19 protein-coding genes and 1 pseudogene are annotated in these 24,435 nt (G+C 51.0%); 9 read left to right on the forward strand and 11 right to left on the reverse strand.

Features of this window, described 5'->3' with window-relative positions:
* The first annotated feature begins 149 nt into the window (after positions 1-149).
* Positions 150-722, forward strand: a complete 573-nt coding sequence (locus MMC1_RS11440) for a TetR/AcrR family transcriptional regulator (protein ID WP_011713850.1) — start codon at positions 150-152, stop codon at positions 720-722.
* Positions 723-753: 31 nt separating this feature from the next.
* A complete protein-coding gene (locus tag MMC1_RS11445) occupies positions 754-969 on the forward strand; it encodes a hypothetical protein (protein ID WP_041641188.1) in 216 nt (71 codons plus the stop codon).
* A gap of 351 nt (positions 970-1,320) precedes the next feature.
* Here MMC1_RS11445 and MMC1_RS11450 read toward each other — a convergent pair whose 3' ends face one another.
* On the reverse strand, positions 1,321-4,470 hold the full coding sequence (locus tag MMC1_RS11450; protein ID WP_011713851.1) for a hybrid sensor histidine kinase/response regulator: 3,150 nt from the start codon (positions 4,468-4,470) through the stop codon (positions 1,321-1,323).
* Positions 4,471-4,897: 427 nt separating this feature from the next.
* On the opposite strand from MMC1_RS11450, the pseudogene MMC1_RS11455 reads away from it, so the two are divergent.
* A pseudogene (locus MMC1_RS11455) lies at positions 4,898-5,642 on the forward strand (IS3 family transposase); the annotation flags it as partial.
* A gap of 250 nt (positions 5,643-5,892) precedes the next feature.
* Here MMC1_RS11455 and MMC1_RS11460 read toward each other — a convergent pair.
* The 3 genes from MMC1_RS11460 to MMC1_RS11470 form a co-directional block, all read right to left on the reverse strand.
* Positions 5,893-6,297, reverse strand: coding sequence for a bacteriohemerythrin (locus MMC1_RS11460; RefSeq protein WP_011713853.1), 405 nt, complete (start codon positions 6,295-6,297; stop codon positions 5,893-5,895).
* A gap of 5 nt (positions 6,298-6,302) precedes the next feature.
* Positions 6,303-6,608: an STAS domain-containing protein gene (locus MMC1_RS11465; protein ID WP_011713854.1), complete on the reverse strand. Its 306-nt coding sequence runs from the start codon at positions 6,606-6,608 to the stop codon at positions 6,303-6,305.
* A 192-nt stretch (positions 6,609-6,800) separates the two neighbouring features.
* Positions 6,801-7,193, reverse strand: coding sequence for a hypothetical protein (locus tag MMC1_RS11470; protein WP_011713855.1), 393 nt, complete (start codon positions 7,191-7,193; stop codon positions 6,801-6,803).
* A 200-nt stretch (positions 7,194-7,393) separates the two neighbouring features.
* Between MMC1_RS11470 and MMC1_RS11475 the strand changes: the two genes are divergently transcribed.
* Complete coding sequence (locus tag MMC1_RS11475; protein WP_049757666.1) at positions 7,394-7,741, forward strand: magnetosome magnetite crystal formation protein family; 348 nt, start codon at positions 7,394-7,396, stop codon at positions 7,739-7,741.
* Positions 7,742-7,988: 247 nt separating this feature from the next.
* Here the strand turns inward: MMC1_RS11475 and MMC1_RS11480 are convergent, their stop codons facing one another.
* Together MMC1_RS11480 and MMC1_RS11485 are read right to left on the reverse strand one after the other, a co-directional pair.
* Positions 7,989-8,732, reverse strand: coding sequence for a tetratricopeptide repeat protein (locus MMC1_RS11480; protein WP_011713857.1), 744 nt, complete (start codon positions 8,730-8,732; stop codon positions 7,989-7,991).
* Between the two features lie 411 nt (positions 8,733-9,143).
* Positions 9,144-9,458 (reverse strand): hypothetical protein, encoded by a 315-nt coding sequence (locus tag MMC1_RS11485; RefSeq protein ID WP_041641191.1) that lies wholly within the window; start codon positions 9,456-9,458, stop codon positions 9,144-9,146.
* Positions 9,459-9,931: 473 nt separating this feature from the next.
* Here MMC1_RS11485 and mamD point away from each other — a divergent pair, with 473 nt between their 5' ends.
* The 5 genes from mamD (at position 9,932) to MMC1_RS21920 (ending at position 15,483) form a co-directional block, all read left to right on the forward strand.
* Positions 9,932-10,954, forward strand: coding sequence for a magnetosome protein MamD (gene mamD, locus MMC1_RS11490; RefSeq protein WP_011713859.1), 1,023 nt, complete (start codon positions 9,932-9,934; stop codon positions 10,952-10,954).
* Between the two features lie 244 nt (positions 10,955-11,198).
* Entirely contained in the window at positions 11,199-12,236 is a 1,038-nt protein-coding gene (locus MMC1_RS11500; protein WP_011713860.1) for a magnetochrome domain-containing protein, read from the forward strand.
* Positions 12,237-12,239: 3 nt separating this feature from the next.
* Positions 12,240-14,168, forward strand: coding sequence for a magnetosome biogenesis transporter MamZ (gene mamZ / locus MMC1_RS11505; protein ID WP_011713861.1), 1,929 nt, complete (start codon positions 12,240-12,242; stop codon positions 14,166-14,168).
* 260 nt (positions 14,169-14,428) lie between these two features.
* The gene (locus MMC1_RS20135; protein ID WP_011713862.1) at positions 14,429-15,148 is read left to right on the forward strand and encodes a hypothetical protein; all 720 of its coding nucleotides are present in this window, start codon (positions 14,429-14,431) and stop codon (positions 15,146-15,148) included.
* A gap of 173 nt (positions 15,149-15,321) precedes the next feature.
* Positions 15,322-15,483 carry a hypothetical protein gene (locus MMC1_RS21920; RefSeq protein ID WP_160162701.1) on the forward strand — a complete coding sequence of 54 codons (162 nt, stop codon included), beginning with the start codon at positions 15,322-15,324 and terminating at the stop codon, positions 15,481-15,483.
* Between the two features lie 284 nt (positions 15,484-15,767).
* Here the strand turns inward: MMC1_RS21920 and MMC1_RS11515 are convergent, their stop codons facing one another.
* The 5 genes from MMC1_RS11515 to MMC1_RS11535 all read right to left on the reverse strand — a co-directional run bounded on the left by MMC1_RS11515 (position 15,768) and on the right by MMC1_RS11535 (position 24,372).
* On the reverse strand, positions 15,768-17,492 hold the full coding sequence (locus MMC1_RS11515; RefSeq protein ID WP_011713863.1) for a hypothetical protein: 1,725 nt from the start codon (positions 17,490-17,492) through the stop codon (positions 15,768-15,770).
* A gap of 8 nt (positions 17,493-17,500) precedes the next feature.
* Positions 17,501-17,944 (reverse strand): hypothetical protein, encoded by a 444-nt coding sequence (locus tag MMC1_RS11520; protein WP_011713864.1) that lies wholly within the window; start codon positions 17,942-17,944, stop codon positions 17,501-17,503.
* 14 nt (positions 17,945-17,958) lie between these two features.
* Positions 17,959-18,990, reverse strand: coding sequence for a flagellar biosynthesis protein FlhF (locus MMC1_RS11525; protein ID WP_011713865.1), 1,032 nt, complete (start codon positions 18,988-18,990; stop codon positions 17,959-17,961).
* A 123-nt stretch (positions 18,991-19,113) separates the two neighbouring features.
* Positions 19,114-23,364: a PilZ domain-containing protein gene (locus tag MMC1_RS11530; protein WP_011713866.1), complete on the reverse strand. Its 4,251-nt coding sequence runs from the start codon at positions 23,362-23,364 to the stop codon at positions 19,114-19,116.
* 423 nt (positions 23,365-23,787) lie between these two features.
* Positions 23,788-24,372 (reverse strand): hypothetical protein, encoded by a 585-nt coding sequence (locus MMC1_RS11535; protein ID WP_011713867.1) that lies wholly within the window; start codon positions 24,370-24,372, stop codon positions 23,788-23,790.
* Between the last annotated feature and the right edge of the window lie 63 nt (positions 24,373-24,435).

Here is a 24,435-nt window from a genome sequence, read left to right on the forward strand (position 1 = left end):
GCCTAAATGGATCCCCCCCTAACCAGCTGCCAGTGGTGGTAAGAAAGCGATGGAACAACGCCTTAGATATAAAAATGCCTTTACCCAAGCCCCAAGCAGAGGCACAATCACACCGGTGCAAAAACCTGCCAACCAGACGGGGAGTCGTTATGGAGCCTAAACATAAGCGCATCATTGAGGCTGCTATTGCGCTGTTTGCCCAACGTGGATTGGACAACATATCAACCGCTCAAATTGCCCGTGCGGCCGATGTAAGCCTACCGATCCTGCTCCAAGAATTTGATAGCAAAGAGCCGCTGTTGCAGGAAATTTTGCATCAACTCAAGCGCGAAACCATCCGTGTTGCCCACAATGATCTTCGTATAGACATGGGGTTACGGGAGCATCTTAGCCTAGTTTGGCACAATTTAATTGAGTGGGCCTTAGAACATCCAGAACGTTACCAACTGCTGCTTACGCTATGTACATCCAACCAAGCACAGACCCTGCTCGGCTTATCCCATGACGATTTTAGCCACCTTTTCCCAAAAGAGCCGATGCTCGACGCCATTGAGCATGGCACCATTGCTACGCTACCCAGCCTTTACCATCAACACCTCTTCCGTTTACTCCTTGATGGCACGGTACAGTATATTTTACGCACCAAACCCGATGACAAACAGTGTAGACTCTACATAGATCAAACGTTTGCCCTCTACTGGCGGGCCATACACAACCGGTAGTTAAAAGCCGTTACCCAAGGGAGCGCGTGGGATGATCAAAACCTACAGACAAACCGCTGGCCGACCCAGCGTCGGCGTAGAGTGCCACTTTCCTGAGTGTGTCGAACGGCGCAACTGTCGGCATGTTTATGTGGAAGAGTTTTTGCGCGCCGATGGTAGCTGCCCCCACTACCACCCCATTAACAAACCATGGCATAACGACATGCGGTTGTTGCATTTTCCCCTGCTACCGCCACGCCATGCGTGATGGTACTCTTTGATAAACCGTAGCCGAGCCTCTTGAATGGCGACATAAATCCTCTCCTACCTACAACGGAGCGGTCCAAGTCTGCCTAAAAATCGGTCCAAACAAACACTGCCCCTGCAAAGGGCCTCACAGTGGCGCCAACCTTAAGCACACGGTTCCTAATTTGGATTGAAAACCTGCGGGTGATATTCCCATCAAATACCGTGAAAAGTTAATTGCAATCGGTATATTGTATTCTAGCCAAACCTACACAGCAAAACCTTTCTCTTAAATAATTTTGCCCATAGCCATGCCTTATCCCAGTTCAAGTCGCACGGACAGGGTTGTCACCCCTTAAAGATTGCCCCTTTTTTATGCTGCAACCGATTGCATCAATTTTGCAATCGCCTTGAGTAGAACCTGTTTTTTGATGGGTTTTGTCAGGTGGTCGGTGCAGCCGGCCTCCACACTGCGCCGTTTATCTTCCAGCATAGCATGGGCGGTTAAGGTAACAATAGGTAGCGGCTGCCGTGCCCCCTGTTGCTGTTCCATGAGGCGAATCTTGCGGGTGGCTTCAAGCCCGTCCATCACCGGCATCTGTACATCCATCAACACCAAGTCAAAATGGTGTTGTTCCACCTGTTGCAGCGCCTCTAGGCCGTTGCGCACAATGGTCAATTGATGATCAGACCCCTTTAGGTAGGATTGCAGCAATAAAATATTATCGTCAGAATCTTCAGCGATAAGAATTTTTAAGCCCTTAATTTCACCTGCAATCTTCGCTTCTTGCGTAGCATGTTTGGCCCCGATAACCAGCTCCATGGCATCAATCAACCCTTGTCTGCGTACTGGTTTAGCCAAACAGTGTCCCCCTATCCCTTTAACCATCTCAAAACGGGTATGATCCGGTTCTGGCAGCAGTAACAGTAACGGCAGCCGGGCGCTAGCCGGGTGATCATGCACCTGTTGCAGACTCTGATTTAGGGTTTCATCCTCTACGCTATCCAGATTAATCAATAGCAGATCAATGGGATCCAATTGAGCCACGACTTGGCTGATATGGGTAAGTTCGTGAAGATGGCTGACCTGCATACCCAACGGGGTTAACAGTTGTCCAATTGTGCTTGTTGTGCCAACAGGTTCTACCAGCAGCAGGTGAAATTGTTCCCAATTCTGTATATGCGTCAGATGTCGACCGAGATGGGGTACGGGCGCCATGGGAATGGTAAAAAAGAAGGTGCTACCCTTACCGGGCCGACTGTACACCTTGAGAACACCCCCCATCAGCTTAACCAGACGCTGACTGATGGAGAGCCCTAGCCCAGTACCACCATAGCGTCGGGTGACACTGGAATCCCCTTGGTTAAAGGATTCAAAAATGGCCTCCTGTTGCTGTAGGTCAATCCCAATGCCGCTGTCGGAGACACTAAAACGAATGCGATTGCCCGGCCCCTTGCTGAGCTTAACCTCGATGCTACCCTGGTGGGTAAACTTGATGGCATTCCCTATGAGATTAACCAAAATTTGCCGCAGCCGCACCTGATCGCACCAGCGATAGGGGGATAGTTGCTCTTCTCTTAACAAACTCAGTTTCACACCCTTCTCCTGGGCACGCAGGGTGAGCATATCCCCCAAATTTGCCATAAGATTGTCTAGATCGGTCTCCACCAACTCCAGCTCCAGGCGGTCGGCTTCAATCTTACTGAGATCCAGGATGTCATTAATGATAATCATCAGCGCGTCGCCAGCCCGTGCAATAGCCTGTAGGGCGTGGCGCTGTTCGGCATCCAGAGCGTGCTCCATGAGCAGATCGGTCATGCCCAAAATGGAATTCATTGGGGTACGTATTTCATGGCTCATCACCGCTAAAAACGCACTTTTGGCACGGTTGGCGGCATTGGCGGCATCCCTCGCGAGGGTCAGCTCCTGCTGGATCATCTTCAGATGGGTAATGTCGGCACCTACACTCAACAGCTCTTTAAGCTGGCCCTGCTCATCAAGGATGGCCCGGTTGGCCCAAGCGACCCACACCCGGCGGCCATCCTTACAGATATTCTCATTTTCGTGAAAGGTAAAACTGTTTGGGGTATTCGCCACCTCATCCACCCTCTGGTGCAAGTTACGACCACTGCTCTCACGGTTAGGGACGATGGTCTCATAGACCGAACTTCCCAGCAGCGCCTGCTCGCTATAACCAAAAAAAGAGAGCGCATAGTCGTTGCAAAAGGTGATCACCCCGTCAGGCTTCCAGCGGAGAATAATGCTGCGAGCATGTTCTACCAAATAGCGGTAGTTGGCTTCCCGCTCCGAGAGCGCTCGCATGGAGGTTTGCAGATCCAGGGTACGGGCCGCCACCCGTTTTTCCAGATCCTCTTTGGTCGCTGTTAGCTGCTGTTCTCGATCATGCACCTGCATGGCCAGCTCGTTGATGGCCAAGGTAATGCGGGTTAGCTCATCATCGCCTATAACAGGGATGCGGGTGTTCAGTGCCCCTTCGCGCATCTGTTTGAGGCCTTGATCCATACTCTGCACACGGGCATAAAGCTGGCGAAAGATCAACCGATCCACCAATAAATAGGCCAGTAGCGCCACGACCAGAGCCAAGCCGAGGGTGCTTAGATGCACCCCACGATAAAAATCGGCGGGCATGGCGGTATCAAAGACGGTTTTACTGTAAAATCGGAATCCACTGATATTTTCTCGCCTAGCCTGAATGGTGTAAATCGTCAACAGGTTGTTGTTGAGTTGTTCCAGGCTGTTTTGCCCTTTTAGCTGAGCGGCTGCCTGGGGATCCATAGGCGTGCCTTCATGCAGTACCGACCACTGGGCCAGATCATCGGCGATAAAGAGATCCAGCTCTTTAAGAATGTCGTTACTGTCGACCAAACTTTGGAAAAACTCCTCAAGAAAAAAACGCTTCTGGGCCATGGAGCCAAAGGTCTCTGCCCCCTCCCACATATTGATCGACACCTCAACTAAATAGGGTTTACCCACGGGTCCGTGGTAAGCATATTTTTTAATAATGCCGGTCTGGTTGGACATGGAAATTCGATCTACATCCAGACGGCCACTGCCTTGCAGCCCCTCCAGCTTGGTTTTCAAGCTCTCACCAAGCTGACCCAGGTTTAAGCCCATATCTGGCTTAAAGGTGGTATTGAAAACCTTGAGATCATGATCAATCAGATAAATATCCCCAACGGAAAACTCCCGCGCCAGGGCGGTCAGCTGGCTTAGGCTCCACGCATTGGGTTCTGGCCCTTGGGCAATGCGTTGAGCAATTTTGGGCAAGACCTCCGCCATGCGCAGATCCAGCTCTGCCTCTAACTCGTTCATAAACAGATCAAAGGAGCGAAAACGGTTGAGTAGCTGCTGCTGGGTTTCATGAATACGCTGATCACGGTTTGCCTTAAACTGCTGGATGGCCAACTGCTGCACGGAAAAACTGACAATCACCGCTGTCATAGCGATGACCATAAAGAGGAACAGACTCAATTTGACTTTGAGTGAGGATCGTCTGTGCATAGCGTCTCCCGCAGACCGGGCGGCAAAACACCCCACAGTTGTGTAACAACGTTAGGTCATAATGTTTGCCTATGTGTAATTTAGTGCTTGCCCGATTCTAGCATAAAACCGTTCAACTGTCGTTACTCTGATGCATCCTAACGGCATGATTCCTTCCTCAGATTTATTGTTCCTGACCGTAGCCATGTCAAGCCCAACCGAACATGATGGGGCAACACTTTAACGGACACTAAAAATGAGGGAAAATGAGATCTCGCACAGAAAGGTCTCCCATGCGCAGAAAAGCCCCTACAGCCTACGTCCAAGAATTTAACGATCAGGTGCTCAAAATGGTAGAGCCGTCTGATAAATCCATACCTGAGATTGGGTAATCCCCCCTAAAATTGAGAATTTTCAGAAGTCGTATTTTCTCGTAATATTTTCATTGGAGAATCAACTGCTTGGAGAGTGGATAACGGAGATTTTCAAGGAGAGTCGATCAACCTATGGAACACAGCGTCTACGCAAAGCGTTAAACGAGAAATGGCGTACGGATAAGTCGACGACGCGCATCTAGAATCAAGAGAAAGCTCGGCTTGGTTTGTAAAGCTCGGAAGATTTATAGGGTTGTAACGGCAGATTCAAATCACTCGTCGCCTATAGCTGCCAACCTTCTTGATCGTCCGTTCAATATGGAACGCCCTGATAACACCTACGTTGGTGGTATCACGTATATCCCGACCAAGGAAGGCTGGCTCTATCGAACTGTTTGGATTGACCTTTATTCAAAAGCTGTGGTCGGTTGGTCTATGGCAGACCCTATGCAAGCAGAATGGGTAACTGACGCTTTACGCATGGCCTTTTTCAAGCGCCGTGCAGAGGCCGGGCGGATTGTTCACAGTGATCGTGGTAGCCAATATGCGTCTGAACGCTTTAGAAAATATCTGGATGATAGAGGCTATACACAGAGTATGAGTCGTTGTGGCAACGGTTGGCACAACGCGCCAGCCGAAAGCTTTTTCCACACGCTCAAAGTTGAGTTGGTTTCATCCTGTGACTTTAAAACGCGAGATGAGGCTAAACAGGTAATCTTTGAGTATATAGAGCTCTTTTATAACCGCAAGCGCAAGCATTCATCCATCGCCTATATGCGCCCTTTTCAGTACGAAACAGAGTGGCTCAACTCCGTGTAAAAAACTGTCCGTTTTGTGTTACCACATCGAGGCGCAAAGGTTCTCCAGCACTGCCCGCACGACAGCAAGGCTGTTTACCGCACTGAGCATGAGCCCCTCCCCCTCGGGCCAAGCGCAAAGAGGGGCGGGGAGAAAATGCGCAAAGTCGAGACAATGCGCACCACACGGTTCCACGCTCCCACAACCCCTCAACGGGCAACCTTCCCTATCCCATTGAGGGCCGGCCACACGCCTTCAGAGCAGGATGACATCAAGGCTTTCGATAGTTGCTGGCCGTGGCGAAGAGTTGGCGGTCAATACCATTGATGTGGTCGACAAGCCAATCATGCAAAAACAGACGAAGTTCTTGACGCAATACCTCCTGCGCTTGATCGCCTGAGGTTAATCTACTGCGCATTTCTGAGACCTTCTTTTCAAACATGCGGTGTTGGGCTAAATGCTGGTGATAAAAACCATAACTCTCCGGGAGCATGGTTTTTTCTTCGTAGCTAAAGTGTACGTCCACGTACTCAACCAGCGATTTGAAGACAACTTCCAATTCAATGGAGTTGTTGGTTTCGACAGCGTTGATCAATGCAAACAAAATCGAGTGTTGCAAGTCGATGTCAGGCTGATTAAGGCGACAATTTTCAGGCAGATCTAAAAAAGGTGGCATCACGTCTATTCCAAGTCAAAAAGGGTATTGAATTCCGCCGTTTTGATCATTTTGATCAGCATGTCGGATAAACCAGTTAACACAAAGGCTTGACACCCCTTCTCGATAAGTTGAGATCGCAGAACCAACAGCAGACCCAAGGTCGTACTATCCAGCCAATCAATCTCTGAAAAGTCCAATCTGAACTGCTGAACGGCACCGAGTTGAGCTGCGAAAGCCTGGACCTCTTTGAGATTTTGAAATCCAAGTTTCTGCTTCAATTTTGCTCGCGTTATGGGACCCGGCGATATTACCTCTATTACCGCACTCACCGTTTAAGGTTCCTTTCTGCGATAGAGCCTTGGCATTACTTTTGACGTTCCTAATGTGTTTACAGAGATTTGAGCATTTGCAGCGGCCAATGTCTAGCATATAATCCAATAAAAATCTAAATTTTGCATTTTACCCATAATGACCAGCTTGGTGAACAACACAATGGTTATTTGGCAGAGTGCTTCTGCGTTTTAGCCATCCTGTTCCAACTCTTGCAGCCGGTGGGCATGGTCTTCTAAAATACGTTTCAAACCGTCACGACTCACATTTCCGTGAAAACAGCGGCCATCTTCAAAGCGCAAAGCAACCCGCACCATGGCGGTATGGCGCCCCCGTTCATAGCCGAACAGCCCGCCCAGTGCCATCCCCAAGGGTCCCGCAGCCAACGCCCCCAATATACCAAAACCTGCCCCTTGTAAATAGCCCCTAGAGGTCGTTTCACGCTCCCCTCTTTTAAGAATCTTAAAATCGATCAGTTGCTCAATACCGTAACGCTGCCCCATCCATGGTGAGGTTTTAAATTCGTACCAGTCATATTGCAGCCAAATGCCATCACCACTGACATCTGTGAAGAGCGTCGTCATTTTACACCCAACTCCAGGCCAAAAGTGTCACCGGGCTACCTTGATCTTGAACCTACGCACTTTCCGTTTACTTAAAGGGAAAATATCTATTTGGATGCGATTATTACTCCGCTCCTGGCTTTCTATTGTGCTATTTTATAGCGGATTGAGGTAAAAAGCACAATGTTACCCTTCTAAACCTGCCATCTATGGGAATCGCCATGATGTTTTTTGAGAAAATTCAGAACAATATCAGCCATTATACCAGCAACCGCAGCTTAACGGACCGTGTCTGGGCCATCTTGAGCTATATGGGCTTTCTCTGCTTGATTCCCCTGATCTTTTTCAAAGACCATGATTATGTTCAGTTTCATGCCCGGCAGGGATTTGTCATCTTTTTCATCTATATTCTCGGCTCTTTTAGTACGATTTTGCCGGGAATAGGGCCTGTTATCCTTTTGGTATCCGTATGGGTGAGTATGATTCTCTCTATCATTGGGATCGTGTCGGTCATTTTGGGACAATCTTGGCGCATTCCGGTTGTCTATACCCTAGCTTGCAAAATCTGACACGCCCTCACCAAGACAAAAAAAGATCCTGCCTCCTTCGTTGGGGGCAGGATCTTTTTTTTTACCGAAGTTTCTAGAACGACGCCCTCATCCAATGGCGAACGGTGTGCAAGACGCTTAGCCACTCACTTGCGCGGGTTGCCCGAGGTATACCCGGCACACAGAAGCGCAAGCTGCCACCTCTATCCACCTAGCAGAGTAGATGGCACGCAAAACCGCTACAGCGTCCATACTCGTGGCTACTCGTTTAAGAAGCCTGTAAAACACCCTCTACCCGTTTGAGCATGCGGCGAGTCTCACCATCATTGGGGCGGATAGAGGATGCGATCTGCCAGGCTTTTTGCGCATCGGCAAACCGGGACATCTTGGCGAACGCCAAGCCCAGATAAAAATGCAGGTTAAAGCGGCTGCCATGTTTACGGGCTGCCGGTACCATCACCTTGGCGGCATCTTCATATAGACCTTGAAAAAGCAGTGCTTTACCCAATAGAGTGGCCAAAGCGGGATTTTGCGGCTGTTGATGAAAGGGTATGGACAATACCCGCGCGGCTTCTTTTAAACGCCCCTTCTTGAGCAGCGCAAAACCAAGATTCATGGCCAATTCGGCATCCCGCTGCCCATCCTTATGCCAGACCTGCCCGAGCGCTTCAATGGCCTTATCATAGGCACCCGCACGGTTGGCGGAAATGCCCACGCTGCGTGCATCAGCGGCGAGCTGGGGGCTGCTGCTCACATGCGAAAAAGCCTCTACCGGCTCACTCGGTGACACGGAGCGGCTGTCCTGTTCAATGAACCCCAAGTGACGCTCAAGACGGGAAATAACCTTTTCCAGTGCTTCATCCGCCCGATGCAACACCACCCCCACCACATTTTCATGACCCGCGCGGGCAGTGTCGTGCCTAAGCTCTGCCTGCTCCTGCTCATACCCCTCTATCGTCATGGTGGATGTGGATTGTGTCAGCATGTCCAAGTTAAATTTCTGCTCCAGCATTGTACCTCTCCTGGTGGGAAATCGTTTACCACCCGGGGAAACATGCACGATAGAGGCCACCTACGGTAAATCCACACACGCTGTGCCGGTTTCATGATCTCTCTCATCCAGAGGGGGTAACGTAAGGAGCGAAGCGTTTGTGCAATGTCACTTGATTTTACAACGATTAAAAAGCTTGCAAAGATGCGCCTGGGCATTCGGCAGAGGATATTTACAAAAGGTGCAGCCCAAGCCGGCGGCTTGCGGATGTGATGAAGGCATGGAGGCAGGTTTTGCCTAAGCGCGAGCATACCAAAGAGGGTAAAGCGCTTAAAAAGAGAAGCTCCCTCTTTTTAAGCGCTTTACCCTCGATATAATCCACGCGCATGCTAGGACAAAACAAGCGAACAGGGAATGACAAACGCTTTAGTCTCAGAAAAAACTAAAACGGCGTTTTTTAAAATAGTAATAGCCACCTATAGCGCCAACCCCCAACAGCAGCCAAGGGTTAACCGTGGCCAGGGAGAATCCAAACACCTTACCTGAGAGCAATGTGGCCGGAACGGATTGGGCGCTCGCGGTGGTAACTCCAACCGCAGGCGCGGTACTCGCGGCGGTACCTTTTGCCGCAACAGCCTTCACAGCGGGCGCCGTTTGAGGGGTCGCAACAAACTCAATGGTACCCGGAGCAGGTGCAACAAACACCTCACCCGCTTGCAACTTTGCGATCACTTCGTTAACGGGCATCGTTTTCCCTCTCTTATAAGTAAGCTGCACCCATGAGCACCCTGCAAGGCACCCAGGATTTCCGCACCTAGGATAATGGCAAACTGCAAAAAAAATCAACCCCATCTTAAACAGTACCCGGTGCCATAATATAAACAGTTAAAAAGTGATGCATCTTTTCACCCCCTCCCTTAATTACCCCCCTGACAGACACTCAAGCCCTTTAAAATCCGCCCTATTTGCTCAACCCAACGCCCCAAACACTGCGATGAATGTAGCCGTCAGTTGAGCAGACACCCCGAGTCTAACCACACCTAAAGTATAGGCCCCCTTCCCGGCAGAGCATTGTATGGTTGCATTGAGATACTGAGTGTTGTTAGAATGGACAATGATGGACCTGTGTGGCTTGAGAACTTCACCGAGACACTTTTATAAAAGCCACCGCTCCATGATATATTTAAAATAAACTGTGGATCACAGCTGAGGAAACGGGCATGCTCACTGAACCGACGATGTTGAAGATAGAAGGTGCCAAGCAGATGGCCAAAGTGGCCACTATGGCTGGCAAAACTTACACCGTTGTGCCCAGCAGCGCAGGTGCCATGGGGTTGGCCAAATGGATCACTCTGACACCCGTCAACGCCGGTGCCACCTCATCAGTTACCATCAAGCTTGAAGGGACACGGCAGATGGCTGCGGCCAACAATTTGGCCGGGAAAAATGTTTTCATCGACCCCTCCCCTACTTTGATCGGCGGTCAGACCAGTAAATTTTTGGTCATGACCCCCGTGAACAATGCTTCCGCAGTAAGTGCCGCCCAACTCCCGGAGCCATCCACACTGGTCCAACTCGAAGGGGCGCGCCAGGCTGCTCAGGTTTCCAAATTTATTGGCAAAACCGTCACAGTTGTGCCCGCACCCAACGTGGCTCAAGCCAATGGCATGGTCTATTTTAAACCCGCCGGTGGCCAGGCTTCTGTTGGCATCAAAGTGCAAGATGCCAACGCTATGGGTTTAAGCAGCATGAACGGCAAAAGCTACACCATCGCCAAAGCCCCCATGGCCACGGGGAATGTTACGGGCAACTGGCTCCTGTTTAAACCAACGGCTCAGGCCACAGCAACCACCAGCATGGTGGGCACCGAGCAGATGCCGCCCGTTCCTGATGTAACGGCGCTACCACAAATGCAGAATATTGCCTTAAAAACCCCAATTGACCCTGCGACCGCGACGGCTACCGGTACCGCTGTCTCTGGCACCATTTGGAATGGCGGCGGCATGAGCTTGGGGCTTGGTTTAGGGCTTGGTGTGGCCGGTCCCGTTATCCTTGGAGCCGCCTTGGTGGGTACCGGTTACGGCAGTTGGTTGGCCTATAAAAAGTATAAAGCCAAAAAATCGGCCGCTGAAACCGCTGGGGCTCAGTTAGAAGGTGAGTTGGACAAAGAAGAGGGCAACTTTGCCAACGCAACGGATGCGACGCCTAACCCGCACACCACAGCAGAGGCTTTTCCTGCCTGAGTTCCCCTCGGGCACGACCATAAAGAACCCTGCCCCGGCAGGGTTCTTTTTTGTTTGATCTCCTTTAAACACCTTGTCTCTACCTAGTGGCGGCTACCATTTAGCAAAAATTGTGGAACCAATACTTTTTATCCCGATCAGAGTAGCGTATTCTAACCACCTGACCCTACTTTCAACATAAAGAGACCAACCAAACCTATTTCGGATTACCCGCGGATTTGTCCCTTATGGATTTTGCTTCCCTATGAAAGTGGCTGAATGGATCATGGCTGTCGCCATTGTGTTCAGCCTTGCGTTTTTCTTGCTCTCCATTGCGCGCAATGATCCATGGGATGACCATGCCTATGATCAGGCACCACCCATCGCGGTAGGCATGCCTGCCCCGCATCGTGATGGACGGGAAAAAATGGTTTGCTCCAGTTGCCATGAGTTGATCAAAAACAGAGGCGGCAACATCGCCCAAACGGGCCTGCTGCCCATTGCCCGTGGGGCTCCTGCACCCATCTCCCACAACGATGGGCGCGATAAACGCGTCTGTTCCAACTGCCACAGTTTTGCAAGCACCGCCGGCACCTCTGCCCAAAATGGCGTGCCACCCATTGCCCGTGGCGCACCCGCGCCAGCCACGCACAAAGATGGGCGGGACCGCAGGGTCTGTTCTAGCTGCCATGCGATGTTGGACCCAACGCAGAGCACCCGAAACACAGCCCCGCCATCGACAACCCCCCCCATCCGTCAAGGGCAACCGGCTCCCCCCAGCCATACGGATGGGCGCAATGCACGAGTCTGTACAAGCTGTCACCGCTTGATTCCTGCCCAAGGTGCCGCAGGGCGTATGGCCCCTCCCAACCCTGGCGGCGCTCAAGCCTTGGCCATTGCGTGGAACGCTCCCCTGCCCCCCTTGCCCCCAACGCCCAATGCCGCTTTTATGGATCCCGAGTGGCACGAGCGCTTTCGGACCCTGCGTTTTCAAGGCAAAGTATTAAGGGTTGTGGACAAATCTCCCCGCTCGGGTCGCGAAAATCTCCATGTCCTGGTGTATGACGATATTAACCCACCACAATGGATCAACGTTGCGCCCAGTTGGTTTTTACGCCAACAAGGGTGTATGCCTATGCCGGGAACTTTCATCAAAGGCACGGCTTACAAAGAGATGGGAGTCGCGCCTGGCAGCTTGCGCTATGCCGGCACCATGTCTGTCAACGGTGCCTTTTGCATGATCCGCAACAACCACCTGGTGGGAGCCTGGATCTGGCCGGGCGTCGACTCGGAGGAGGAGTAACCGATGCTTGCTCTATCCCGCAGCTTCCGTACGGAACACATCCTCTACATGCTCTCGGTCATGAGCACACTGGCGATTGCCTTGGCTGTGGGGGTGCAACCGCTGTTTCTGGATGAGGTGCTCAAAATTCCTTTTGAAAAAGCCGGTACCATCAATGCCCACTTAACCGTTGTTACCGAGATGATAAGCCTGTTTGTGGTCGGTTATACCGGCTTTCGCTATGGCCGGACATTCCGAGCACAGCTCATTTTTTATGGATTTCTCTGTATCCTAATCGGCTCGCTGTTGGCACCGTGGAGTGGCCGTTTACAGATCGCCATAGGAGTCGGTGGACTGGCTTTCTACTACCTTATGCGTACACTTATCTCAATCGGCACCAACACCGTGCAGATGGAAACCACCACCTGGATGGGCGATGTTTCAGTTCACGATCACAAACCTAAGCTAATGCTTGGGGTGATTTCCATGATGGTCTTGGGCTCAACCATCCTCTACAGCATCATCATCCAGATCCCCCACGACACCGGTACGGTCAACTTTGTGCTGGCCCTGCCAATTTTAGTCGGTTTAGCCGGAGCGCTCTTAACCCGCTATAACCTACACAAAACCACACGCCCGGGCACGGAGCTAAAAGAGCGCCCCTATGATCGAATCTGGTCCTTGGTCACTGGCGATGCCCGGATGCAGCTCTGTTTTGCCGCATCGTTCTATACCCGTGCCGACATGATCGTGGTAAGCCTATTTCTCTCTCTATGGCTTAACTCCATGGCCGATATGGTGGGGGCCTCGCGGCTTTATGCCACCGCCCACGCGGCTGGCTTAATGGGGGTAGTGGGGGCTTCTACCCTGATCTCGATCCCGGTGTGGATCCGCTTTATGGAGCACCATAGCCGGGTGGCGGCCATTGGCGCGGCGCTGGCTCTCTCGGGCCTTGGTTTTGTTATGCTGGCTTTTGTGGTCAACCCCTTTCAATGGATCGTGGTGCTCCCCTTAATTGTCATCGGCATGGGCAGTGGTGGTGCTCTGATCGCGCCTAAAGTATTGGCCAACGATCTTGCCCCAAAAGATATTCTTGGCCCACTCCAGGGGCTCTTTTTCCTGACGGGCGGCATCGGCCTGGTGCTGATGGTGCAAAGTGGTGGTTACTATTTTGACGCGGTCGGTCCAAGCTCTCCCTTTATCCTGATGGGCACCGGCAACCTGCTCTTCACGCTTTATGCCGTCTGGCTGATACTCAAGGGCTTTAACGAAAATGCCCAGCACGAGATATTAGAGAAAAAACATAAAACCAAACTCAACTTAAAACCCATGATTTTCATGGCCTCCACCCTGCCCCTCATCTGGCTGGTCGGTCGGGTTCTCATGAGCGGCTACGTGCCGGGCAATTCGGTAGGCCAAATGCCCGTGGGCTTCATCAACCGCTATCTGGGGGATTGGGCATTTAATTTTCTCTTATTTTCCCTCGCTCTGCGCCCTATCTATGAGATTACTGGCGTTAAAAAACTCGCCCAATACTCACGCATGATCGGGCTTTATGCGTTTTTCTACGCACTGCTGCATGTATTAACCTACCTCTGGCTAGAGTGGATCTTTAACTGGCATGAGATTGTCGATGACGTCACCAAACGCTCCTTTATCCTGTTGGGGGTCATCGCCTTTTTAATTATGATCGTGTTGGCTGCGACCTCACACAATCAGATTATCCGGCAAATGGGCGGCAAACGATGGAAATTTTTGCATAAATTCACGTATACTATGAATATTCTGGTGGCGTTGCACTTTATTTTCGCCGCCACCCATGAAAATGGCGAAGCCTACGCTTATGCCTCCTTAGTAGCGGTGTTGCTGGGGTATCGTGCGCACCAAGCCTGGAAACGCCGCAACGGCACAAGGGATCTGCAACGAAAACGCCACGCTATTCTGCCCACGTAACACCAACAGCACACGTAACACCAACAGCATAGGGAGCCCCCCCCCCTCTTTGTGTGGCAAGCCGCCTAGGCGTCACTTGGGTTACACCTAAGGCTACAGGGGCATGCCAGTGCCCGGCGCAAGCTAAACGCCCTTCTGCCGCAGTAGATTTCTTGCACTCATGCCAGCGCTTTGCTATTTTGCAAGAGTGCTTTATTAACAAAATATTGGTTACGATAATCATTCTTGTTAATGTACCATTACAGGGGAACGGGAGAGCGATGATGCCAACGACCGAACTTATCGGAAAAGATCAACTTTCCGCACTAACGGGTAAGCAATTTACCGTACAGCAGGTGGGGGCTGGCACCGTTAAACTCACCCCATTGGACACGACCAACGCCATTACCCTTAAAGGGCGAGTTCTGCTCAACGGTACTGAAGTTCAGGGCTTGAAAACGGGCACGGCTCAATCGCTGGTACAAATTGAAGGTGCGGGTACCGCCACCAGCTTGACCGGGAGTAAAACCACCATCACCTCTTTTGAGGCCAATGGCACCCTGATCGAGGGCACCAAAAATGGGGTAATGCTCACCGGCGGCGAGGCTAAAATTACCACCACCGGCAAAGCTGTCGCGGCCAACTCTGCGGTTAAGCCTGCTGTGGTTAAGAGCGTACCTGCTAAGGCTGCCGCCCTCAACACAGCACCCGCCAAGGCGCAGACCATTGCTTTAACCAAGCCTGCCAGCACCCAAGCTTCGGGCGCGGCTGTGGCCTCAAAAGTGGGCGGCTCCATCTGGTCTGGCACAGGCTGGGGCTTAGGGCTGGGGTTGGGCTTAGGCGTTTGGGGTACTGTTGCCTTGGGCGGTGTTGTTACCGCAGCGGTGGGTGTCGGGGTCTACAACTATCTTAAACGTCACCGTGGGGAACAACAGGGCCATGACGAGGCGTTGGCGACACCGCCGCACATGAGCACCTCTTCCGCGCCCACGGTTGAGTGAAAGCGTTCTACCGACACGCGCCACGCTCTTTGCTTTTTTAAAATAAGAGAGGGCCTTTCTAAACGCAGAAAGGCCCTCTCTTTACCGCCTTAACGGGCTTTACCCAGCTCAGCAAGGCTTACCGAGCATGACGCTTATACCGCAAACCTTTTCACGTTTATCCCTGCGCAAATATGCCTGCTGAGACACCCGACACCATTGCCCGCCGCCGTGAGGGGATAAAAAAGGCCGCAAAACTCATCGGTCTTGCCGTTGTTGTAGGGCTCTCTTTTAAGTTCTTGCTGGCCCGTTTTTTAGCCTCTACCCGTTTTCGCCCCAAACACCCACCGGTTTAATCCTATACGGATGAATGCGCTTTCAACCCAGAAATCCACCCTGTTTTAGAGGCGCTTACAAGCACGCTCAAGAGCGATACATGCCCGCACAGCAGCGCTGCTTACCCCAACCCCAAGAGCCTTCTACGCCCCCACCGACTTACATCAGCGCTACCGTCCTGCTTCCCTATTTGCCAGACGGGAAAACCCGCCCAACACCCCCTTCTTGCTGCTTGATGCGGGTATGAGCCGGGATCAAAATAGCCCAGCGCGGATTGATTAAGGGGAGCACTGTTGTACGCGCCCTATTTATAGAAAACAATCGCGCTATCCTCACTAAGCTTTAAAATCTTAATAGCCTCGTTGGTTTGCTCGGCCTCTAACCGGTTATTGAATGGACCAGCAACCGCACAATAGAGTTCGCGGCCACCGCCGCGCGGCAGAGCACGCATATAGACGTTCAGCCCCTCTTGCTCGCCCCGACGTATAATTTGCGATGGAAAAGACTTGCTGGAAAAACAGCCCATAGAGACATGATAACCACTCCTGGCATCCAGCCCTACCGATGCCTCTTCACTACTTTTATCCTGGGCAGGCTGCGCGGATTTCTGTTCTTTATTGTCATCCTTGGTGATGGTCAACATCTCCTTAATCTTTTGGACGACACTGCTCTTCTGTTCAGGCTCAGGCGGCTCAGCTTCGGCTTCAGCCTCATCGGATTTACTGGGAGAAGAGGGTTGCCATTGGGGATTTTCCTCCTGATATTTGGTCCGCCATAACATGACGCTCTCTGACTGAACAAAGAGCCGCGCGATAAGGTCATCCATATAACGAACCAACAGGGATAGATCATTACCCCGGCGCTTGCCGCTCGGTTTTTCCTGGGCTAAAGATTCCCACCAATGGGCAAACAATTTTGGTTCGCGTTTAAAGATTTGCTGCCCCATCTGCTCTGACTGCGCGGTTAGCTGCTTGGCCTGTTCATCCATTTTTAAAAAACTTAATACTTCGGCTAAGCCTTTGCTAAAACGCGCATGCTTTAAACTATGATGGCCCAAGGAGTTACCAATAAAGCTCTCCATTTTTTGCACCAAAGGCATAATCTCTGTCGTCTTACCCAGGCTTTGATAAATAACAATCAAGGTTGATAATACTTCGACCTTGGTCTGCCAGGTACGCACACCAATGACGCCTGGCAGATCATGATAGGCTTTATCAATCCAGATCAGCGCTTTATCCATTTGGCGCTGTTCGCCATATAGAATTGCCAGATCTCTATAAACACGTACCCGCTCATCCACAGGTGGTGCATCCAATTTGTTGTACAACTCCAGCAAATACTGGAACAGCGCTTCGGCGTCACCATAGTGCCGCCGCATCAACATGCCTTCGGCCCGTAAATGCACCGCTTCTAAAAACTCTGGCGCTTTGGTCCCCAGCAGCGATTCGAAATCAGGGATCAACACCAATAACAGTTGCTCCGCGCGCGTCTGTTTACCGGGTGTCGCGATAAGCTCTTTAACCAAGCCAAGGCGAGCGCGATAGAGGTAAAGCTCAGCCTCTTTAATCTGTTCACGACTAAGCACACCTTTGGATTTATTGATAATGAGCACATTATTGAGCTCACCAGAAACCCGCTCATAGCGCCCCTTGGAATAATCGACCTTAGACATAAGAATGCGCATTTTCAGCGTCATATAGTGGTTAGGGCCTTTAAGCAAAGTTAAAGCATCCAACCCTTGCTGAATAAGCGGCTCGGCGAGGGGCAACATATCGGCGTCCATAAAAAGATTAATCAAAACCTGTAAAGGACGTAGATACTCTTCCGAGTTGGTGCCACTGGTCATGGCTACCTGATTGAGGCGGGACCAAGTCTGCCGAATTTGCTGATCTAAAATGGGTTGGCGTGCCTCGGTAGATTCCTGAGCGGCGGATTGCTCTTGCGCCATGGCCGACACAGCCCACCCACCCAACACAAAGCAGAATAGTCCAACATACAGCACTTTGGTGAGGGACGAGATGTTAGCCATGGGGGTATTTAACTTCCCTGATGGTTTTGGCGTAAATGATGAAGCTGCCAACAGAGTTGTGTGGCCTCTTCCCGGGTGATGTAGTTTGCCGCCATGGCACTTAAAATTCGCCCAACGGTTTTATCATAGTCGCGAATATCACGAAAACCCGTCAATTCCAGCGTGATGCCATCATGCCGTGCCACAGCCAGCGTGACATCACTGCGCGCTTGCCCAGGTGGGGGCAGCTTATCTACTTCGGGCAAATCGATAATCTCTGCATACGGTATATCTTGGGTGTGCTGAGGTTCGGCAAAACAGATCTGCTCAAAGATATGCTGTTTTTGATTATCCAGCAATGCTTTACCCGCCTTTGCCACCCAGACATCGTGTTGATTGCGGTAGCGAATTTTGCTTTTTACCGTAGATGAACATCGGTAAACCGGTGAACGTCGTATCTGAGTGTTGTTCATAACACCACCTTATTTCAGCGTTTTAGACGCATAAAATGGGTTTGCAGGTTCTGGGCAAACGGGTGTACGTCTGCTGCTACGGCCGTGCTTGTCTGCTGGCCGACCACAGGTGCTCGTCCATCCTGTTCCTCACGCGCTGCGGGCTCTTGTGGGCTAACCTTAAAAAAATTCGCCATATGTTCAAAAGCACTGCCCACATCAGCAAGCCCCGTCTGTTCGAGCAAACCGCGCTTACCCGCATGGTCGAGTGCATGGGCCATTTCCAGAAACTGTTGACGCAGTTGGGGGTTATGCAAACAACCGGGTTGGGACATGCTGTGAATCAACACCTGTAGGTTGTGCAGCAGCACTTGCCCCTCTTTAAAGGAGGCAATGGGGTGTAAACGCGCCGCAACCCCTTTTAACATCTCGGCCATGGCGACTTCTTCCATACCCATGCTCGCTGTCTGCGCATCGGTTGCAGCGTTCATAGCACCGGGTTGTGGTGTGGACGGTGCCGGGGCAGGCGCAGAGTGATGAGCCATGCCCGTATGCGCGGCAGGCTGATCGGGGCGCGGTTCCCGAACGATTTTATTGGGCTCCACTGGAGCGCTCCACTGGGAGCGGTTCGACCGACGCACCGCCAAATTTTGCCGGGTTACTTGAGGAAACAACTCCTCAGCAGCAGCCGGGGCTGCACGTATAACCGGTGTCTCCTGCTGGGCTGCTGCCGGTGGGCGCTCTTGTTGCGTGCCATGAGCACGGGCATCATGGACTCTGTTGGGCTGTTGTAGAGGTGGGGGGGGCGATGGTTCAAACGCAGCCGGTCGCAAACTGTGGGAGATTGCCGCGCTCACCCTTTTAACCGTAAATTCCTGGCACTGTTCCAGTGCCGTGATAATCTCCGCGATCTCAACGGGAATGCCCCTTTCCCGTACGATCTCTTCGTAGGTTCGTGCTAACTCTACCCCGACATTCTGAAACCAAGCATGACCTTCGCTCTCTACCCATCGAATGAGGGCTTCTTCAAGTTGGGCTTTCTCTTCAGAGTGGTGATCTTGTTGCATGAATCTACCCCATCCTGCCATATTTATGGTGGATTACTATGATGTTGAAACGTGATAAGGGAAATACCAAGCATTTTAGAGGCCAAAACAAGCGTATACTGCGGATTATGTGCCCAGTAAAGACTACGGCGCATTCAAAAAATTAAACTGGGCAAAGGCGTCTTGCATCACCAATAAGCTATAACGCGACAGGTCGCCGGTGATTTTTAAAACCAGTGTATCCTCTTCCACCCGCACGATTTTGCAGGGGAAGCCGCGTTCATCCGCGTGCCCCATCAGGAAAAAGGCACCGCTTTCGCCAGGATACAATCCATGCAGCGAACCCCGTATCACCACACGCACACCGGTCACGCTAATATCCTCGGTCAATCCCCTATAGATCCAACCGCTCTCATTGATAAACTCCACTGTAGAAGCATGTTCCACCCGTTTATTTTGACGTCGTGGATTTTCCTTCCGCCGTATTTGCGCTAAATCAGGTGTTTGCATGGCAGTGGACCCCTTATTAGGCTGTGCCAAGGGGGCCTGTGCCAAGGGGGCCTGTGCCAAGGGGGCCTGTGCCAAGGGGGCCTGTGCCAAGGGGGCCTGTGCCAAGGGGGCCTGTGCCAAGGGTCTTGCTGCGCTTGCTTGGTGCGAAACCACCAAACGCTCCAGATCCAAAACAGGGCTCTTAAAGGTGGTTTTGAGTTTAGGCCATGAATGTGTCACTTGGTTCGAACGGCGCACGGGTGGCCCCTCTTGAGACGACAACGGCGTTTCAAGCGTGCTGCGCTCCTGTCGTCTCTCTTTAGGGGGCTCCGCGCGTGGTACGGGCGGGACCCACACTTCCTCTTCCACAATGGTTGGCTCACTCTTAAAATTCATCGTCTGCTTGGACAGTTGGGGCACAGCTTTCGCTACTTGAGTTGCCCCCCCCTGCGTTCTTCCCGCAGAGGGCCGACTACGCACAGGTGAGGTTATGCCAGCCGCCTGTGTGGTGCTAACCATGGTTTCATAGGTTGGCATGTCGTGAGAAGAAAGCTTATCCTCCACAACCTCATCGGGGAATAAGTCACTTGGCACATAGGTCGGGCTGAGCATCTCATCCACAAAGAGGCCGTCACCTCCATCAATACGGGTCTCCACTTCATGCATACGATCTCGAATTTGCTTTAAGGTTTCCAATGTCAACTCATCAGGAACCGCACCAGGAATCACCAACTCCTCGGCAGAATCGAGCATCAACTGCATCTCATGTTTAATTCGATCAATCAACTGAGCGGCTTGTTGGTGTCCCCCCATCTGACCACCCATCTGACCATAACTGCGCATGCGCACACGCATGGTCAAATGTGAAAAACGCTGTTCGCATTCCCGGGTTTCTTGAATTAACTGTTTTTGCAGTTCGATCCGTTCGAAGATAAGGGCAATGGTCTCTTGAGCTTCTTTGAGTTGTTCACGCAAAAAATCATACTTTTCAACATTCGAAAAATTTTCGCCGCTCATGTTATACATCAACTGAACATAACCACCATCCGATTTGGTCATCCATGGATCGTCCAGCGACAGTTTTTCTTGGGTGCGTTTATAGAAGCCAAGCAACTGCATGGCTTCGGCTTCTAGATCATGAAATATCGGGATAAAATAGTTAATCAACGCTCGGTAGGGCAGCGCCCAATCATCATCACACGAATCTATTTTGGACCGCACAGGCAGCAAGACCATCGCTTGAAACACGGGCAATTCCTGCATGATCCGTTTGGCCAAAGGCACTTTGTAACTGACCACCTCGCTAATCCGGCGCGAATCTTCTAAATTTCGCTCCAGATCCCGCAGCCACTGTTTATATTCGACAGGGAACGGCTCTACAGCCGGGGCAAAGTCGCTTAAAATCAGCGTCCGCCACAAACAGTAGCCCCTAAACGCGATAAAAGAGAACAACTTCCACAGGGCACTGCCCTGGCGCCCAAACAGGCCAGAATGATGGCTTTCATCGTCGGTTTTTCCTGATTTTTGCAGCTTTTGTAAGGCATTTTCCAAGCGCTTAAAGTCGCCATCTTCTTGCCGGAACAGCACACTCCATTTGACCTCGCCACACGGGTCTTCAACCTGCTTGACAACCGATTTAACCTCCTGAGCAAAATCTACTTTGTTTTTTTCAATGCCCTTCAGCGACTGCTTTTCCAGGTAGTCAAATCCCTGCTTAGGCACACCAGCGCCCAATTGCACCCCAGGATAAAAGGACCAAAACAGTCGATTGGCCATGCGCTCCTGGCCAGAACGAATATGCAGGGCAAAATCGTACCATGCATTGATCAAATTAACATGAGGATGCCTGGCCATGTGAAATAGGCCAATAAACCAGATACTCAGGGCCGCCAGAGGGTGTCGATCCGAAGGTTCACGCAGGATAAGCTTCAACTCATTGGCTTGTCTAAACAAACCATAGCGTATAATGACACTAGAAGCTGTTGGCAACCAGTTGAGAATGGCTGTAACCTGCCCCTGCTGAAAAAAATTTAACAAGCCATGGGTCAGATTTTTTTCCCATTTATCCAGTTGATCTATTTTCTGTTTTAACTTTTTTTGATCTCTACGACCCACTGCGGCGCTATGGTGCATAAAGAACATAACGTCTGCCAAATCAATACTTATGGCAAAATAGAGGATGGCCGTCAGGATCAACCCCCCCATGGCCAGACCATATTTTTCGACCAAAAATCCTTTAAGCTCCGCCAGACTTTTATGTGTGGCAACCGGAATAATACCGGACTTTAACGCCTCGATAGAGGAAATTTCCGGGACATCCACATTGACCGCGACATTGTAGCTGGCATTAACCGATTTGCCATATTTATCGACCAATTGCAGCAGGGCAACCCGCTCACCCATGAGCAGATTAAGATCCGAGGCTACCTCGTCATAAACGGTCTTATTTTCCTCAACCAGTTTGATGATTTCCGCGATACGCTGGTTGACCTTATAGTGTTCCAACGTCAAAATGCGCTGCAACTCTGTCGGCGTGAAATCTTTAATGGTCATCAACCCATTGAGGGCATTCAGTTTTTCCAGGACTTTTCGTTCAGTATGGTTAAAATGGTCCCGGTAGAGCGCCAGCAGATCCTTGATCCGCTGCTCCACCGACTGGGTTAAATCCAGACCCGAATCCAGTAGAATACGGTTAACCTGCTGCGCCGCCGTGGAGTTACGAAAAACCGTCGGAATATCATTAACCCCTTCGTAATATCCCCCAAAAATAATAAAGTGCTTGGCCCAATAGCGTGGGCCTTTACGGGGGTCACGGCTGGATGCCACACCGGAAATTTCATCCTCGGGGATCTGCCGAAAAGTTTGAATGGCCGCCTCTGCGGTATTTTCCAAGGAGCGTAGCAAGCCGTTCAGCGATTGAGGGTTGTCGGGGTTAGCCAAGGCTCGTTGACCTAACACCATCTCCACGCGGTGTTGAATCTCCTCAGCCTGCTTAGCCAGATCCCCATGTTTGGAAAGCAGGGTTACAATACCGTCATAGTTGGTAAAAATAGAGACAAAGGTTAAGAAAAAAGCCAACACAAACCAACGTGGGTTGCGTTGCATCGACAAAAAAATTCCTTTAAATATTTTCCCGCGCTCAACAATCCCTATAAAAATTCTGTTTTTATAATCTAAGATCGCGGATGAGAGCACCACACCACTGCCCCACGCGATTAGAGCCCGGGGCAGTTCCCCATCTTGACCCAGAAATAAGGAGCCAAACAACGCTTCGACCATAGGTGTTTGCAGCAGCTCATTGACACCACGGGAGGTTGTAAAAGTTGAGAAAACAAAAAGAAACAACGCCAACATGGTTTTACTAGAAATAACCACCAAGCTGATGGTGTGCCACAGCTTGCGCCACAGGGGGTCCGAGCGATACGCTTTTCCCCAAATCTGTTTAAAGGGGCGCACCACCGGCATATTAAAATCTGGCGTTTCACCAATCTGTTTTAAACTATTCTGAAAATTACTCTGCAACGCCTGTTGGTGCAGACGATAAATCAGCTTGGCAAGATCGTAAAATGGATTTTCAGAGAGAGACGCTTCTTCATTTTGACGCACCGCATTTTGAAAGTTGAAATATGCGGCAGAGATCGGACCAGCTTGACGAGGATCCTCGTGGTTATGTGACCACTCTTTTAACAGGTGACGCCGGAGCGCATGGATGGTATCGGTTAAATCATTCATGAGTTGTGGGGCAACATCATGAAAGAACGTAGCGCTATCTTGATCATTCAGCCGTTCATAGCCACTGGTTGGCGAGAGCAGCCGTACGGGTTCATCAACCTCGTTTACACCTTCAAAGAGTAAGACGACCAACTGACCATATTGACCCAGAATGGTCAATTTTTTTTGCTGCATCGACTCACTCAAAGTTCAACCCTACCAAACCCTCTGATTTCCCGTGCCATGGCCATATACCCATGCTCTCGACAGGCCTCCGGCAAAGCGTAACCTGCATACTCCATTTGCATTCTACACGACAAACCACCAGCATGCCGTCTCATGCAACATCAGGGCATTGTTTATATGAAAGTGTCCTGTCAACTTAACCCAAATGTTCATTCTCTGCCGATCATACGGTGGCACACTGCGTATTATACCGATGCAAACGAATGATGTTTCAAGATCATCTTGTCTAACAAAGGCCGGTCAAGCGGCCCAAGCACTCCAAAACTAGGGGAGCCAAGGGAGCTCTACAAAACATGGAACAACAGCACTAGATGACTCTTTGGACTGCCGGCGCTGCCGATTCAGTGCGCCCTATTTTGACCCACAAGCGCGTCAACCATCATCCTTAATGCTCTCCACCTCGTGAAACAATCCGTAGCTGGCCATATAGGGCAACTCTATCTTTTTATCCCCAATCCGTACCACAAACAGGCCCCGGCAACTGCTCTGTTTCCAATGGATCCGGTAGATGGCACGGGTTTCACGCTCAGCCACCAGTCGCAAATGGACCCGGCGCTCTATTTGCGAGCCAGCCCTTCCACCAAGTCGCTGCGAAAGAAATTGGTTGGCTTTATACTCCAAGACCCTCAACAGTCGGCTCTGGCTACCCAGGCCAAAATCTTTTCCCGAGGTAAACTCCAGCTTAATATCCGCAGAGCGGATAAAGTCATGCTCACTGTAGATGCTGTGGTTTCCAAAGCGATTATCCAGCACAATCTCTTCACTGGCTAGCGTGACGGTTTTTTCGTCCAGAAACACTTCATCTTCAATCTCCATATCCGGTGGTGTCGGCTGGCTGAACCTGCTTAACAGACCTCCTTTCGACGAGGCCGGCTTCACAGCGTCACGATTGGCGATGTAATACGCCAACCCCACACCGATACTGGCACTAAGCCCTAGAGGTAACAGGAACAACATGGCGATACTTCCCTCCACACACTATGGTTTTACATCTTCCCCCTATAGTATAGAGCGGTTATT

It is taken from the genome of Magnetococcus marinus MC-1, assembly GCF_000014865.1.
GTDB classification, from domain to species: Bacteria; Pseudomonadota; Magnetococcia; order Magnetococcales; family Magnetococcaceae; genus Magnetococcus; species Magnetococcus marinus.

Coding starts and splice junctions, on each gene's coding strand:
- MMC1_RS11440 (WP_011713850.1), top strand. CDS start 150: ATGGAGCCTAAACATAAGCGCATCATTGAGGCTGCTATTGCGCTGTTT.
- MMC1_RS11445 (WP_041641188.1), top strand. CDS start 754: ATGATCAAAACCTACAGACAAACCGCTGGCCGACCCAGCGTCGGCGTA.
- MMC1_RS11450 (WP_011713851.1), bottom strand. CDS start 4,470: ATGCACAGACGATCCTCACTCAAAGTCAAATTGAGTCTGTTCCTCTTT.
- MMC1_RS11460 (WP_011713853.1), bottom strand. CDS start 6,297: ATGCCACCTTTTTTAGATCTGCCTGAAAATTGTCGCCTTAATCAGCCT.
- MMC1_RS11470 (WP_011713855.1), bottom strand. CDS start 7,193: ATGACGACGCTCTTCACAGATGTCAGTGGTGATGGCATTTGGCTGCAA.
- MMC1_RS11475 (WP_049757666.1), top strand. CDS start 7,394: ATGATGTTTTTTGAGAAAATTCAGAACAATATCAGCCATTATACCAGC.
- MMC1_RS11480 (WP_011713857.1), bottom strand. CDS start 8,732: ATGCTGGAGCAGAAATTTAACTTGGACATGCTGACACAATCCACATCC.
- MMC1_RS11485 (WP_041641191.1), bottom strand. CDS start 9,458: ATGCCCGTTAACGAAGTGATCGCAAAGTTGCAAGCGGGTGAGGTGTTT.
- mamD (WP_011713859.1), top strand. CDS start 9,932: ATGCTCACTGAACCGACGATGTTGAAGATAGAAGGTGCCAAGCAGATG.
- MMC1_RS11500 (WP_011713860.1), top strand. CDS start 11,199: ATGAAAGTGGCTGAATGGATCATGGCTGTCGCCATTGTGTTCAGCCTT.
- mamZ (WP_011713861.1), top strand. CDS start 12,240: ATGCTTGCTCTATCCCGCAGCTTCCGTACGGAACACATCCTCTACATG.
- MMC1_RS20135 (WP_011713862.1), top strand. CDS start 14,429: ATGATGCCAACGACCGAACTTATCGGAAAAGATCAACTTTCCGCACTA.
- MMC1_RS21920 (WP_160162701.1), top strand. CDS start 15,322: ATGCCTGCTGAGACACCCGACACCATTGCCCGCCGCCGTGAGGGGATA.
- MMC1_RS11515 (WP_011713863.1), bottom strand. CDS start 17,492: ATGGCTAACATCTCGTCCCTCACCAAAGTGCTGTATGTTGGACTATTC.
- MMC1_RS11520 (WP_011713864.1), bottom strand. CDS start 17,944: ATGAACAACACTCAGATACGACGTTCACCGGTTTACCGATGTTCATCT.
- MMC1_RS11525 (WP_011713865.1), bottom strand. CDS start 18,990: ATGCAACAAGATCACCACTCTGAAGAGAAAGCCCAACTTGAAGAAGCC.
- MMC1_RS11530 (WP_011713866.1), bottom strand. CDS start 23,364: ATGCAGCAAAAAAAATTGACCATTCTGGGTCAATATGGTCAGTTGGTC.
- MMC1_RS11535 (WP_011713867.1), bottom strand. CDS start 24,372: ATGTTGTTCCTGTTACCTCTAGGGCTTAGTGCCAGTATCGGTGTGGGG.